The organism is Maritimimonas sp. 2405UD52-3, assembly GCF_056591715.1.
In genome coordinates this window covers 649,641-663,314 of record NZ_JBWQOL010000002.1, presented here as the reverse complement: position 1 = coordinate 663,314, position 13,674 = coordinate 649,641, and the positions used below count along the sequence as shown (strand labels likewise).

Below are 13,674 nucleotides of genomic sequence, written 5' to 3'. Positions count from 1 at the left end.
AAAATTAAAAGACACCAGTATAGCAACCTGGCCGACCGAATGCATACACAATGGAAATTCCGGTAAATACATACCAATCATCGCTGTTAGGATTACCAAATGAAAGGCCAGTAATGAACTCGTTATTATAATCTAAATTATCATTAAATGTATATCTAACAGATGATTCAATTGCCATTCCTATATTTTCGGCAAGTTTAAATTTATACCCTAAACCAAATGGTAATACTAGAGTGGAAAAGCGTTTACTGTCACTTATGGTCGGAGATACAATAGTATAGTTTGCCATACCCACTTGGGCAATGATATAAGGAGTGTGGGTATAACCTGTTTTTGCAAGATTATATTTAAAAAAGCTAAATTCTATACCCAAAGCGCCTTCTACTAAATTATTAGCAAAGCTTCTACCTCTATTTTGTCTAAAAGTACTATTAGATTTACTATCGTCTGCAAATATTCTACTGTACATAAACGTTCCTCTAACGGCAATTCTAGGTGTCCAATTCCATTTGGCGACTCCACCAATTGCCAACCTGTTAGGGTTTATATAATTGGTAGATCCTATATCTCCTATGTAATTACTACCACCAATAAACAGTCCTCCTTCATACAATTGCGCGTATGAAGTGCTGATACAGATCAAAAAAGATATGGCAAAAAAAAGTTTTCTCATTTTAAAAATGGGTTTGCAAATATAAATAAATCTGTTAGTTTGGGTAGTTTTAGAGGGTCTTTTTTGATAAACAGAATTTATAGTAATTTATTGTAAAAAAAGCTGTTAAGTTGTTAAGATTATTCAATTACGCCTATCTTCACCCCATAATAATTTCTCACGTAAGGTCTTCAAAAAAGTTTGATTTTTTAATTGAATGGTTTTTATAGTAAAAGGTGCTTTTTTGATGGTTACTTCAGTATCATTATCTATGACCGCTATTCTTGAATCCAACGAAAGTAATACTTGCTTCTCTCTTCCAGAAATTCTTAATTTAATAATAGTTTCATCTTGAATAACTAATGGACGCGCGTTTAAATTATGTGGTGCAATAGGTGTTAAGACTAAACTCTTGGCCTGTGGTGCAATTACAGGTCCACCGCAACTCAAAGAATATCCTGTTGAGCCAGTAGGGGTTGAAACAATTAGTCCATCTGCCCAGTAAGATGTTAGATATTCATCATCTAAAGAAGTTTCAATTGTTACCATAGACGTAGTATTTCTTCTAGCTACCGTAACTTCATTGAGCGCAAAATTTATCTCGTTTAACTCATCAATTTTAGCAGTGGTATTAACTTCAAGCAGAGCCCTTTCCTTTATAGAATACTGTTTTGAAAGGATCATCTCTAATGAACTGCCAATATCTTCTTTCTGAATAGTTGCCAAAAAACCAAGTCTACCAGTATTAATTCCTAAAATAGGAATGTTTAAATCTCTTACATAAGTAACGGCGCGTAAAAAAGTACCGTCACCTCCAATAGTAAGCATCAAATCAAACGAAGAGTCTAAATCTGAATAAGTAGAATATGTATTAAAAGAGGTACTTGATTCAATAAATTCAGAGAATTTTTTTTCTACAAATATTTTTATATTATGCTTAGTGAGATTATTTAAAAGTACATTTATGTATTCTAAAGCTTCACTTCTATAAGATTGACCATAAATTGCAACTTTCATGATCTATATGTTTAAATATTTTTGAAGATATTCTGAACGTTCCTTTAGATTATTCAAATATTCATCTTCATGAATACCAGTAATGATAGTGTATTCGTATCTTCTAAATGATTGTATCGTATTATTGAGATCAACATCATTTAATTTTAAGGTAATTTCTGCAACTTCACTTTCAACTGATGATATAAACGCCCCCAGCAGTTTGCCATTATTAGATTCAACAATTTGAGAGATTTCGCTAAAGGAATAATCTCGAATGGGTTTTGAAACCACTAAAATAGCTCCAGATTCATTCAAAAAAGGAGTGTTATTAAATATATTCAAGATGTCAGGAAGTTCAAAATACCCAGCATATTGTTTTTTTTCATCAAGAACAGGAATGATATTTGTTTCATTCACAGCAAAATCTTTTAATAATTCAAACCAGTTGGTGCTTTTTTGTGCAAAAAAAGAATGAAACAAATACTTATATGCATCAATTTTAGAATCTACATCCTCTATAAATTGTACATCTTCTTCGGCTATGGCACCTAAATAAACATTGTTTTCTACAACAGGCAAGTGTGTGAACGTAAGGTGTTCAAAAAGCTTTTGAGCTTTTTCTATAGTATCATTTAAAGAGAGGGCATTAACGTCTTTAGCTATGTAATCTGATGTTTGCATAAGGGGCTGCAAAATAATTAAAATAAAGATACAAAAGCACTATTTTTGTGACTTGAAATAACTATTGAATGACAAAATTAAGTGTAAATATAAATAAGATAGCCACGTTAAGAAATTCTAGAGGTGGTGATGTGCCTAATTTGATGCTATGCGCTATTGACTTACAGGAATTTGGAGCACAGGGTATTACAATTCACCCAAGACCCGATGAGCGACATATCAAATATCAAGATGCTTATGATTTGAAACCAATAGTCACAACCGAATTCAATATAGAAGGAAATCCCATAAAAAAATTTATTGATCTCGTTTTAGAGATAAAACCCACTCAGGTTACCTTAGTACCAGATGCTATAGATGCTATCACTTCAAATGCCGGATGGGATACTGTTAAGAATGAAGCATTTTTGACAGAGGTAATTCAAGAATTTAAAAGAAGTGGGATAAGAACATCGATTTTTATGGAGAATGTTCCTGCTTTTATTGAAGGCGCTAAAAAAGTAGGTGCAGATCGCATAGAATTATATACTGAAGAATTTGCTACCCAATATGGCTTGGGAAATAATGATGCTATAAATTCATATATAGATAGTGCAAAATTGGCATCAGAACTAGGTTTAGGAATAAATGCAGGCCATGATTTAAGTTTAGATAATATTCAGTTTTTTGCTAAAGAGATTCCAAACCTTTTGGAAGTTTCTATTGGTCATGCTTTAATTTCTGAATCTTTATATTATGGATTGCAGAATGTAGTAAACATGTATCTGCATAAGTTAGAAATTAAGCACAATTAATGGAAGTTTTACATTCAAAGATATTGGGAGAAGGAAGTCCTTTGCTAATCTTGCATGGCTTTTTGGGTATGGGCGACAATTGGAAAACTTTAGGAAACCAATTTGCTGAAAATGGCTATGAAGTACATTTGATAGATCAACGTAATCATGGAAGAAGTTTTCATAAAGAAGAGTTTAACTATGATGTTTTGGTGGAAGATTTATTGCATTACCTAGAACACCATAACTTAGAAAATATAAACCTTATTGGTCATTCAATGGGTGGAAAAGCAGCCATGTTTTTTGCGGTAGCATATCCTGAAAAAGTAGAGAAATTATTGATAGCAGATATTGGTCCAAGATACTACTCAGCACATCATCAGGATATTTTAGACGGACTAAATGCAGTGAATTTTTCTGAGGTAAATTCTAGAAATGATATAGAAAATATATTAAGTGATTATGTGTCAGAAATAGGAGTACGTCAATTCTTGATGAAAAATGTCTACAGGGTTTCTAAAGATGAATTTGGATATCGATTTAATCTAAAATCATTAACCAAAAATTATGATGAAATAGGTGTTGCTTTACCATCTTTTACCTCATTTGAAGGGAAGACACTATTCTTAAGAGGTGAAAATTCAGGGTATATAGATGATAATGATAGAAATCTTATTCAAGTGCACTTTCCAAATTCAAAGATTGTAACTGTCAAAAATGCAGGACATTGGTTACACGCTGAAAATCCAAGCGACTTTTATAACGAAGTTGTCAGCTTTCTCGAAAAATAGCAATTTGGCATGCTTATAGAGTGCTGTTTATTGAATTAATCAATTAAGAATGAAAATTTTATTACGAATATTACTCACCGCTATAGCAGTAGTAATTTTAGCGCAGGTATTGCCAGGTATTACAGTAGATGGATATCTATCGGCTGTTTTTGTAGCGATTACATTAGGTTTTTTAAGGATTTTTGTAAAACCGTTAATCATTTTGTTCACGCTACCCTTAACAATCTTGACATTAGGATTGTTTTTGTTTGTTGTTAATGCTAGTATTATTTTATTGGCTGGCTATATTTTAGATGGCTTTTACGTATCAGGGTTTTGGTATGCGCTTTTGTTTAGTCTGTTATTGTCATTTTTACAATCGGTTTTGTATTCCCTGTTAAAGGATAAAAAACAGAGCTAAGCTAAGTTGTTTTATGACAGAATTTTACTAATTTTGCGCCCGCTTTAAGCATAACAGAATAGTTCAAGAAGAGAAATAAAGAAGAGATGAATATTACAAAAGAGAACATAGACGAATTAAATGCAGTTGTAAAGATTGATATAACTCAAGACGATTATCAAGATAAGGTAAGTGAAATCTTGCAAGATTATCGTAAGAAGGCTAATATTCCTGGTTTTAGAAAAGGAAAAGTTCCTATGAGCTTGGTAAAAAAGCAATATGAAAAACCAGTAATGATTGATGAGGTTAATAAATTATTGCAAGATAGTTTAGGTAAATTTTTAGTGGAGGAGAAGTTAGATATTCTTGGAAATCCACTACCTAAAATGCAAGAAGACTTCTCTTGGGAAGCTGATACTTTCTCTTTTGAGTTTGAATTAGGTTTAGCACCTGATTTTAAAGTTAACTTACAGCCTAAAAAAGCAATTACGCGTTATAAAATAGTTGCTGATAAGAAAATGATTGATGATCAAACCAAAAACATCCAAGAGCGTTATGGTAAGATTATTTCGCAAAGTGAAGTTGTTGAAGGAGCAAGTATTACAGGTACTTTTGTAAATGAAGAAAAAGAGATAGAAAAGAAATCTACCTTTAAACTAGATGTTGTTAAAGGCAAGTCAAACCAAAAGAAATTCTTGGGTGCTAAGGCAGGAGATGCAATCAAGTTGAAGACAAAAGGTTTATTTGATGATGATCATAAGTTACAAACGCATTTAGGAGTTTCTCATGATGATGCTCATGGTCTAGATATTGAAGTTGAATTTAATTTAGAAGAAACTTCAACTACAGAACCAGCAAAGTTAGATCAGGAATTATTTGATAAGTTGTTTGGTAAGGATTTGGTAAAGACTGAAAAAGAGTTCAGAGACAAACTAAAAGAGGATGCTGAAAAGCAGTTTGAGCAACAGTCTGACCAGCAGTTGTTGAATGCTGTTACAGAAAGCCTGATTGAAAATACAAAATTTGAGTTGCCAGGTGAGTTCTTACAAAAATGGTTAGCTGTTGGTGGTGAAAAGCAATTGACTGAAGAGGAAGCAGCTGAAGAGTTTAAGCGTTCTGAAAAAGGCTTGCGCTATCAACTAATAGAAAATAAATTAAGTAAAGAACATAATATTCAAGTGTCTTTTGAAGACTTGAAAGAGTACGCAAAAAGCTTTATAAAGAGTCAAATGGCTCAGTTTGGTAATGCAAACCCTGAAGAAAAAGAACTTGATGAAATTGCAGGTAGAGTCTTAAGCAATCAAGATGAGGCTAAGCGATTATCAGAACAGTTAATGAGTCAAAAATTATTAGATTTCTTTAAAGAAAATGTAAAACTGAAAGAAAAAGAAATTTCTTTTGATGACTTTGTGAAAGAGGTTTATAAGTAAAAGCTTTATCGCTGAATAAAACAAAATTTAAAGGGCCTTGAATTCAACATTTAAGGCTTTTTTATTGGTAAATATTTAACTAGATGGTAGATGTTAACCACTACTTTTAATTGCAATTTAGTTAGTATATTTACCGTCTTAACTTTAAATACATAAACACTAAATGAACTTCTCAGAAGAATTTAAAAAATATGCTACACAGCACCAGGGAATCAATAGTCTGTATTATGATCAGATGATTAGTGCTATGTACCCGATGAACCTGACCCCAAATATTATTGAAGAACGCCAAATGAACATTGCTATTTTTGATGTGTTCTCGCGTTTAATGATGGATAGGATTATTTTTTTAGGCACTGCCATTAATGATCAGGTTGCTAATATTGTACAAGCACAATTATTATTTTTAGAAAGTGTAGACTCGTCTAAAGACATCTCTATATATATCAATTCACCTGGAGGAAGTGTATATGCCGGCCTGGGTATGTATGATACTATGCAATTCATAAAGCCTGATGTAGCTACTATCTGCACGGGTATGGCTGCTTCAATGGCTGCTGTATTAATGTGTGCCGGAGAAAAAGGAAAACGTTCAGCTTTACCACATTCACGTATTATGATTCACCAACCATTAGGTGGAGCACAAGGCCAGGCATCTGATATAGAGATTACCGCGCGCGAGATCTTAAAACTAAAAGATGAACTTTATCAAATCATTGCAAAACATTCAGGTCAATCAGTAAAGAAGGTACATGATGATTCAGATAGAGATTACTGGATGAAAGCTGAAGAAGCCAAAGAATATGGTATGGTAGACGAAGTTTTAAGTCGCGATAAATAATAAAAATCAATACCAACAGTTTTATAAAGACCTATAAACCATAGATAATGGCAAAGAAGGAAGAGCTAGAATGCTCATTTTGTGGAAGAAAAAAGGCAGAAACCAACCTACTCATTGCTGGGTTAGATGCGCATATTTGCGATCGTTGCATTGAGCAAGCACATGGTATAGTATTAGAAGAGATTACCGAGACTGATGCCACAGGGCTATCAGGAGAATTGATCTTAAAGAAACCTCTTGAGATAAAAAATTTCTTAGATGAGTATATCATAGGTCAGCATGAGGCCAAGAAAGTGATGTCTGTAGCTGTATATAATCACTACAAAAGATTATTGCAAAAACCATCTACCACAAAAGATGAAATTGAAATAGAAAAGAGTAACATCATTTTAGTTGGTGAAACTGGTACGGGTAAAACATTACTAGCGCGCACCATTGCCAAAATGTTGAATGTTCCTTTTGCTATTGTTGACGCCACTGTATTGACGGAAGCAGGTTATGTTGGTGAAGATGTAGAGACTATTTTAACACGCTTGTTGCAGGCAGCTGATTATAATGTACAAAAGGCACAAAAAGGAATTGTGTTTATTGATGAGATTGACAAAATAGCTCGTAAAAGTGATAACCCTTCTATAACCAGAGATGTTTCCGGTGAAGGAGTTCAGCAGGCGCTATTAAAATTGTTAGAAGGTACTACTGTAAATGTGCCACCAAAGGGTGGTAGAAAGCATCCTGATCAAAAATTTGTAGAAGTTGATACTCGCAATATTTTATTTGTTGCTGGAGGTGCTTTTGATGGTATTGAAAAAATTATTGGTAAAAGACTCAATATGCAAGCTGTTGGCTATAGTGCATCAAAAAAGGAAGAGCGTGTTGATGAGGATAATTTATTGCAATATATTGTTCCTAAAGATTTAAAAGATTTTGGCTTGATTCCGGAGATCATAGGTAGACTTCCGGTTTTGACTTATATGAACCCATTGGATGCTGGAACCTTAAGAGCCATTCTTACTGAACCTAAGAACGCCATTATCAAGCAGTATGAAAAATTGTTTGATATGGATGGTATTAAATTTAATATTGATGAAAAAGCTTTACAATATATTGTTGACAAGGCCGTAGAGTACAAGTTAGGAGCTCGTGGCTTACGTTCACTATGCGAGGCTATCTTAACAGATGCTATGTTTGAATTGCCAGGGTCAGATGAAAAAACATTGAAAGTAACTCAAAAGTACGCTGAAAGTAAACTTACCAAATCTACATTAAGCAAGTTGAAAGCGGTATCATAGTTCTTCATGATTACCAAGAATACCATAGATAAAGTCTTTGAAACATCACGTGTTGAAGAAGTTATTGGTGATTTTGTACAACTCAAAAAAGCGGGTAGCAACTTTAAAGGCTTAAGCCCTTTTTCTGATGAGAAAACACCATCTTTTATGGTATCCCCTGTCAAGCAGATATGGAAAGATTTTAGTTCTGGTAAGGGAGGGAATGTTATTTCCTTTTTAATGGAACATGAGCATTATACATATCCGGAGGCTATACGATATCTGGCTAAAAAGTACAATATTGAAATAGAAGAGACAGAACAGTCTGATGAGCAAAAACAGCAGGCTAATGAGCGCGAAAGCATGTATTTGGTCTCTGAATATGCCCGTGATTGCTTTCACAAGATCTTATTAAAATCCCAAAAAGGAAAAGCCATTGGTTTAAGCTATTTTAAAGAGCGCGGCTTTACAGATGATACTATTGAAGAATTTCAATTGGGCTATGCCTTAGATGAATGGGATGCTTTTACCAATAAGGCTATTGCTAAAGGATATCAATTAGAATTTTTAGAAAAGACAGGTCTTACAATAGTAAAAGAAGGAAAGCAATTTGATCGTTTTAAAGGACGCGTACTGTTTCCTATTCATTCTATGAGTGGTCGAGTGCTGGGTTTTGGAGGAAGAATCTTGTCATCAGAAAAAAAGGCAGCAAAGTATCTCAATTCTCCGGAAAGTGATATTTACCATAAAAGTAAGATCCTCTACGGTATCTATTTTGCAAAACAATCCATTGCTAAAGAAGATAATTGCTACTTGGTAGAGGGTTATACAGATGTCATTTCCTTCTATCAAAAAGGTGTGAAGAATGTAGTGGCGTCCTCTGGCACAGCATTGACTCCTGAGCAGATTCGATTGGTAAGCCGTTTAACACAAAATATTACGGTATTGTTTGATGGCGATGCGGCTGGTATTAGAGCTTCTTTAAGAGGTATTGATCTTATTTTGGAGCAGGGCATGAATGTAAAAGTGGTAGCTTTTCCAGAAGGCGAGGATCCCGATAGTTTTGCCAAAGCACATTCATTACAGGAATTACAAGACTACCTTAAAGAAAATGCACAAGACTTTATTCAGTTTAAGGTTTCATTATTGATGCAAGAGGTACAAAACGATCCTGTAAAAAAGGCCGGATTGATACGAGATATTGTGCAAAGCATCGCTAAGATTCCTAATAATATACAACGTGAGATCTATATTCAGGAATGCTCACGTATTATGGATATTTCTGAAAAAGTACTATTTAGTGAGCTAGCACAGTTAGCTAAAAAAGAACTGCGTGAAGCTTCTAAAAGACCTGCACAACAAAGCTCTTCTTTTAAAGTGGTAAAGACCACAATTGAACAACAAAAGGAACTTGAAAAGGTTGATCAATTGAATCGGTTAGAGAAAAAGCTCATTGAAATTTTATTGCTCTACGGAAATCATGAAGTGGAATTTGTAGATTATGTTGAAATAGAAGACGAGGAAGGCCATACCAAAATTCAAAAAGAACAATATACCAATAAAGTAGCCAGTGAAATTTATTTGCATTTACAAGATGATGAAATAGAGTTCAGTAATGCTATTTTTAAGAAAATATATTACGAAGCCATTCATCAATTAAACCAAAATGAAGCTATTAATTTAGATACATTTGTCAATCATGAAAGCCCGGAAGTAGGCCAGGTGGTATCTGATATTTTAATGGATGATGAGAGGTATACTACCAGTGACTGGCAACGTAAAGGAATTTTTGTTCCAGGTAAAGAAGCTAGACTTTCTAAATTGGTGATGGATGCTATTTTAAACCTCAGAAGGATTTTGATAGAACTTAAGATCAAAGAACTCTTAACAGAAACGGAAGAGCTAGAAGAGCGCCAGGCGATGCTAGAGATGGTGGTTAATTATACTTCGCTAAAGAAATTATTATATGAGAAATTGTATAGGGTAGTTTAGTTTTTCAATTCCTCAGGTATCTCACACACCGGTATAGGTACCATTTTATGTTTGTTGGCATTATGTCGCCAGGTATATATTTCTAGCACTCGTTTTTCCCTGCCTTCAAAATCATCAGCAGTTTTACCTTTATCAGCTTGTGCCATAGCCCATTCTAATTCATCATATGAAGCACCAATCTGATCCTCGTCCGTTCTACTATCACCAAACAGTCCATCAGTGGGTTTGGCAATCAAAATAGATTGAGACACCTTAAGGTATTTGCCTACTTCATATACTTCAGATTTCATTAGATCAGCAATAGGGCTTAGATCTACGCCGCCATCACCATATTTGGTATAAAAGCCTACACCAAAATCTTCTACTTTATTACCGGTACCACATACTAAATAGCCGTGCACACCTGCTAAATAATACAAGGTGGTCATCCGTAATCGTGATCTTGTATTTGCTAATGAGATCTCAACGTTTTCAGAATAGGATTGCGGGAAAGCCGCTTTCATTTGCTCAAAAGTATCTGTAAGGTCAATATTCAATGAGCTTACTTTTGAATAGTGCTCTTTTAATTGTGCAATATGCTCTTGCGCTCTGTTCACCTGGTTGATACCTTGGTGTATGGGCATTTCTAAACACAAAACATCAAATCCGGTTTCGGCACATAGTGAAGATGTAACGGCCGAGTCAATACCACCGGAAACCCCAACCACGAATCCTTTTACTTTGGCATTGGTAGCATAGTCCTTTAACCAATTTACGATGTGTTTTGTTACTTTTTCAGTCTGCATTGTGAAACAATTTAGTAGTTTTGTACTTTGTTTTTTAAGGATAACGAAAATACAAAAAATCCCAATGAATGTATAAACTCTTAATTTGTTTTCTACTAGTTTTTTTTATGTTTTCTTGTAAAAAAGATACCAAGATTCAAGTAGATGTTTCCGGTATTGAAGCTGATACCCAAATAGCACGTTTTGATCAGGAATTTTATACAACGTCACCATCAAAATTACTCACTTTAAAAAATAAATTTCCGTATTTATTCCCGGTTCAAACACCAGATAGTACATGGGTGGCAAAGATGCAGGATAAAGACGAACAAGAATTGTTTGCAGAAACAGAAAAAGTATTTAAAGATATTGGTGATACAAAATCAAAACTCAATGAGTTATTTAAACATGTGAAATACTATTATCCAACTTTTAATGAACCTAAAGTCATTACATTATTGAATAATGTGGATTATGAAAGTAGTGTAGTCTACGCTGATAGCTTATTATTTGTGTCATTAGATAATTTTTTAGGTTCTGATAGTAAGATTTATCAGGATTTTCCTGAGTATTTAAGAACTGCATTTACCAAAGACCATATTCCTGTGAGAGTGGCTGAAGTCATTGCATTGAGAGACATCCCTAGGGCAAAAAGTAGAACCTTTGTATCAAGAATGATTCAGGAAGGTAAACGATTATATATGATTGATGCTTTTTTACCAGAAATTCATGACGCCACAAAAATTGGTTATACTAAAGATCAGTTGGAGTGGGCTGATTTTAATGACGTAAATGTTTGGAAGTATTTTGTTCAGAATGAATTATTGTTTAGCACAGATCAGGAATTGACCAGACGTTTTATAGAAAATGCACCTTTTTCTAAATTCTATAGTGAAAATGATGCCGAGTCACCTGGAAAAATAGGTGTGTGGTACGGATGGCAAATTGTAAAAGCATTTATGAAAAATAATGATATGACTTTACAAGAAATGCTTAGAACTGATAATGAAGAGATCTTTAAAAAATCAAAATATAAACCTACTAAGTAGTGAAGAGTTTAGAGTTCAGAGTTTCTGCAACCTAAAATCAAAAACCTAAAATAAATCATGTCATTCTGAGCATAGCGAAGAATCTCTTTTAGATATTTCACTGCGTTCAATATGACATTAAGAACAATAGAAAACATGTCGATTCACAAATCCGAAATAAAATTTACAGTTGAACTAGATGAAAATAAAGTGCCTGAAAAACTGGCTTGGGATGCCCAGGATGGTGGTATAGATAATGAAGAAACCAAGGCCATTTTAATTTCTGTTTGGGACCCGAAAAATAAAGAGACTCTGAAAATGGACCTTTGGACCAAAGACATGCCCTTAGAGGAAATGAAACATTTTTTTCACCAGACATTACTCTCAATGTCAGATACATTTTATAGAGCAACCAATGATGAGAAAATGACTGCTACCATGCGTGATTTTTGCGATTATTTTGCAGAGAAATTAGAATTGTTAAATAAGTGATTATAGTCTTGTCAGTTATTTTAGCTGCAGTATTTTTCTTGTTAGCTTTCATTCATTTTTATTGGGTCATAGGAGGAAAATGGGGATTTGATACAGCATTACCAACCGACAAAAATGGAAATAGGATTTTGAATCCTACAAGCCGAGATAGCTTTATAGTTGGTTTAGGACTTTTCATCTTTTGCCTTTTCTTTTTAATTAGAGGCAACTTTTTATCCTTTGATTTACCAACTTGGATGATTAGGTATTCAAGTTTTGTTATTGGAATTATATTTTTATTAAGAGCTATTGGTGATTTTAAGTATGTGGGATTTTTTAAAAAAATCAAGGACACTAGATTTGCCAAAGCAGATACCAACTATTTTTCACCTTTATGCCTTCTACTGGCATTAATGGCTTTTGCAGTTGAGTTACTTTAACTCAAAATCATTGATCTTCTGAATAAGAAGTTGATAATCTGCAGGTTTATTTACAAAATCAATATCAGATACATCAATAACTAAAGTATTCAAATTTTGTTCTGTCTTTATAAATCCGGAATAGCCCTGATGTATTTTTTCTAAGTAAGCAGGTTGAATATTTTGCTCATAATCACGCCCACGTTTTTTTATGTTTTCAAGCAATCGCTCTGTGTTTTGATAAAGATAAATGTAGAGGTCAGGTTTCGTAATTTCCTTATACATAATATCAAACATGCGTCTATAAAGCAGGTATTCTTCTTGAGCTAAGGTTATCTGAGCAAAAATGAGCGACTTAAAAATATAGTAATCCGAAACAATAAAGTTTTTAAACAAATCAAATTGCGCTAAATCATCTGATAACTGAGAATATCTATCAGCTAAAAAACTCATTTCCAGAGGGAAAGCATAGCGCTCATTATCATTATAAAACTTAGGTAAAAAAGGATTATCGGCAAAGCGTTCTAAAACCAGTTTGGCATTAAAGTCATCACCTAACATATTAGCAAAGGTTGTTTTTCCGGCACCTATATTTCCTTCAATAGCAATATAGTTGTACTTTTCAACTAAAGAAATAGGTCGCTTTAAAACAAGATCGGTTTTTTCTATGTAAGTTGTATCCTTACAATTTTGCAGACATTCAAAAATTGTTTTTTTTGCTGTTGGATGCGGCACGTTTGGTGCAATTTCCGCTAACGGAGCTAAGACAAAACGGCGATAAAGCATCCTAGGATGCGGTATTTGTAAATCTTTATGGGAACTGATTTCATCTTCAACTAACAAAATATCTATATCAATCAGTCTATTATCATATTTACCTAATATATTTCTTTCCCTACCTAAAGAAGACTCAATTGCTAAGACGTTTTTTATTAGTTTTTCAGGAGTTTTACTAGTGGAAATTTCAATACAAACATTTAGAAAATCATCACCTTTAAATCCCCATGCGGAAGTTCTATAAACTGAAGAAATTTGTAAAACAACACCGATGGTTTCAGCAATTTTATTGATGGCATTTTGTAAGTTTTCAAGCTTGTTTCCTTGATTACTTCCTAGTGATAAATATGTGGTATGCTGCACCTTCATGAGAGGCTTACAAAGAAACTAAAATCAACCGATAAAAGTT

At 33.7% G+C, this 13,674-nt stretch carries 15 protein-coding genes; 10 read left to right on the top strand and 5 right to left on the bottom strand.

What is annotated here, in order from left to right; genetic code table 11:
- Positions 1 to 4: 4 nt before the first annotated feature.
- From porG to AC1EU5_RS07280, 3 genes are all read right to left on the bottom strand, one after another.
- Complete coding sequence (porG, locus tag AC1EU5_RS07290) at positions 5 to 673, bottom strand: type IX secretion system protein PorG (RefSeq protein ID WP_480191712.1); 669 nt, start codon at positions 671 to 673, stop codon at positions 5 to 7.
- A gap of 123 nt (positions 674 to 796) precedes the next feature.
- Complete coding sequence (locus AC1EU5_RS07285; protein WP_480191711.1) at positions 797 to 1,669, bottom strand: NAD kinase; 873 nt, start codon at positions 1,667 to 1,669, stop codon at positions 797 to 799.
- 3 nt (positions 1,670 to 1,672) lie between these two features.
- Positions 1,673 to 2,332: a CBS domain-containing protein gene (locus AC1EU5_RS07280; protein WP_480191710.1), complete on the bottom strand. Its 660-nt coding sequence runs from the start codon at positions 2,330 to 2,332 to the stop codon at positions 1,673 to 1,675.
- Positions 2,333 to 2,400: 68 nt separating this feature from the next.
- On the opposite strand from AC1EU5_RS07280, the gene AC1EU5_RS07275 reads away from it, so the two are divergent.
- The 7 genes from AC1EU5_RS07275 to dnaG all read left to right on the top strand — a co-directional run bounded on the left by AC1EU5_RS07275 (position 2,401) and on the right by dnaG (position 9,806).
- The gene (locus tag AC1EU5_RS07275) at positions 2,401 to 3,126 is read left to right on the top strand and encodes a pyridoxine 5'-phosphate synthase (RefSeq protein ID WP_480191709.1); all 726 of its coding nucleotides are present in this window, start codon (positions 2,401 to 2,403) and stop codon (positions 3,124 to 3,126) included.
- Entirely contained in the window at positions 3,126 to 3,896 is a 771-nt protein-coding gene (locus AC1EU5_RS07270; protein ID WP_480191708.1) for an alpha/beta fold hydrolase, read from the top strand. The genes AC1EU5_RS07275 and AC1EU5_RS07270 overlap by 1 nt, the downstream gene beginning before the upstream one ends.
- Before the next feature lie 49 nt (positions 3,897 to 3,945).
- Entirely contained in the window at positions 3,946 to 4,296 is a 351-nt protein-coding gene (locus AC1EU5_RS07265) for a phage holin family protein (RefSeq protein ID WP_480191707.1), read from the top strand.
- Positions 4,297 to 4,382: 86 nt separating this feature from the next.
- Complete coding sequence (tig, locus tag AC1EU5_RS07260) at positions 4,383 to 5,705, top strand: trigger factor (RefSeq protein WP_480191706.1); 1,323 nt, start codon at positions 4,383 to 4,385, stop codon at positions 5,703 to 5,705.
- 163 nt (positions 5,706 to 5,868) lie between these two features.
- A complete protein-coding gene (gene clpP / locus AC1EU5_RS07255) occupies positions 5,869 to 6,546 on the top strand; it encodes an ATP-dependent Clp endopeptidase proteolytic subunit ClpP (RefSeq protein WP_480191705.1) in 678 nt (225 codons plus the stop codon).
- 47 nt (positions 6,547 to 6,593) lie between these two features.
- Positions 6,594 to 7,835, top strand: coding sequence for an ATP-dependent Clp protease ATP-binding subunit ClpX (gene clpX / locus AC1EU5_RS07250; RefSeq protein WP_480191704.1), 1,242 nt, complete (start codon positions 6,594 to 6,596; stop codon positions 7,833 to 7,835).
- Positions 7,836 to 7,841: 6 nt separating this feature from the next.
- Positions 7,842 to 9,806, top strand: a complete 1,965-nt coding sequence (gene dnaG, locus AC1EU5_RS07245) for a DNA primase (protein ID WP_480191703.1) — start codon at positions 7,842 to 7,844, stop codon at positions 9,804 to 9,806.
- Here the strand turns inward: dnaG and nadE are convergent.
- Positions 9,803 to 10,591: an NAD(+) synthase gene (nadE, locus tag AC1EU5_RS07240; RefSeq protein WP_480191702.1), complete on the bottom strand. Its 789-nt coding sequence runs from the start codon at positions 10,589 to 10,591 to the stop codon at positions 9,803 to 9,805. The genes dnaG and nadE overlap by 4 nt on opposite strands.
- Before the next feature lie 107 nt (positions 10,592 to 10,698).
- On the opposite strand from nadE, the gene gldB reads away from it, so the two are divergent.
- The 3 genes from gldB to AC1EU5_RS07225 all read left to right on the top strand — a co-directional run bounded on the left by gldB (position 10,699) and on the right by AC1EU5_RS07225 (position 12,509).
- Positions 10,699 to 11,619, top strand: coding sequence for a gliding motility lipoprotein GldB (gene gldB / locus AC1EU5_RS07235; protein ID WP_480191701.1), 921 nt, complete (start codon positions 10,699 to 10,701; stop codon positions 11,617 to 11,619).
- Positions 11,620 to 11,730: 111 nt separating this feature from the next.
- The gene (gene gldC / locus AC1EU5_RS07230) at positions 11,731 to 12,090 is read left to right on the top strand and encodes a gliding motility protein GldC (RefSeq protein WP_480191700.1); all 360 of its coding nucleotides are present in this window, start codon (positions 11,731 to 11,733) and stop codon (positions 12,088 to 12,090) included.
- A gap of 8 nt (positions 12,091 to 12,098) precedes the next feature.
- Positions 12,099 to 12,509, top strand: a complete 411-nt coding sequence (locus tag AC1EU5_RS07225; RefSeq protein ID WP_480191699.1) for a DUF3995 domain-containing protein — start codon at positions 12,099 to 12,101, stop codon at positions 12,507 to 12,509.
- On the opposite strand, the gene folK is transcribed toward AC1EU5_RS07225, so the two are convergent.
- A complete protein-coding gene (folK, locus tag AC1EU5_RS07220; RefSeq protein ID WP_480191698.1) occupies positions 12,501 to 13,634 on the bottom strand; it encodes a 2-amino-4-hydroxy-6-hydroxymethyldihydropteridine diphosphokinase in 1,134 nt (377 codons plus the stop codon). The genes AC1EU5_RS07225 and folK overlap by 9 nt on opposite strands.
- Between the last annotated feature and the right edge of the window lie 40 nt (positions 13,635 to 13,674).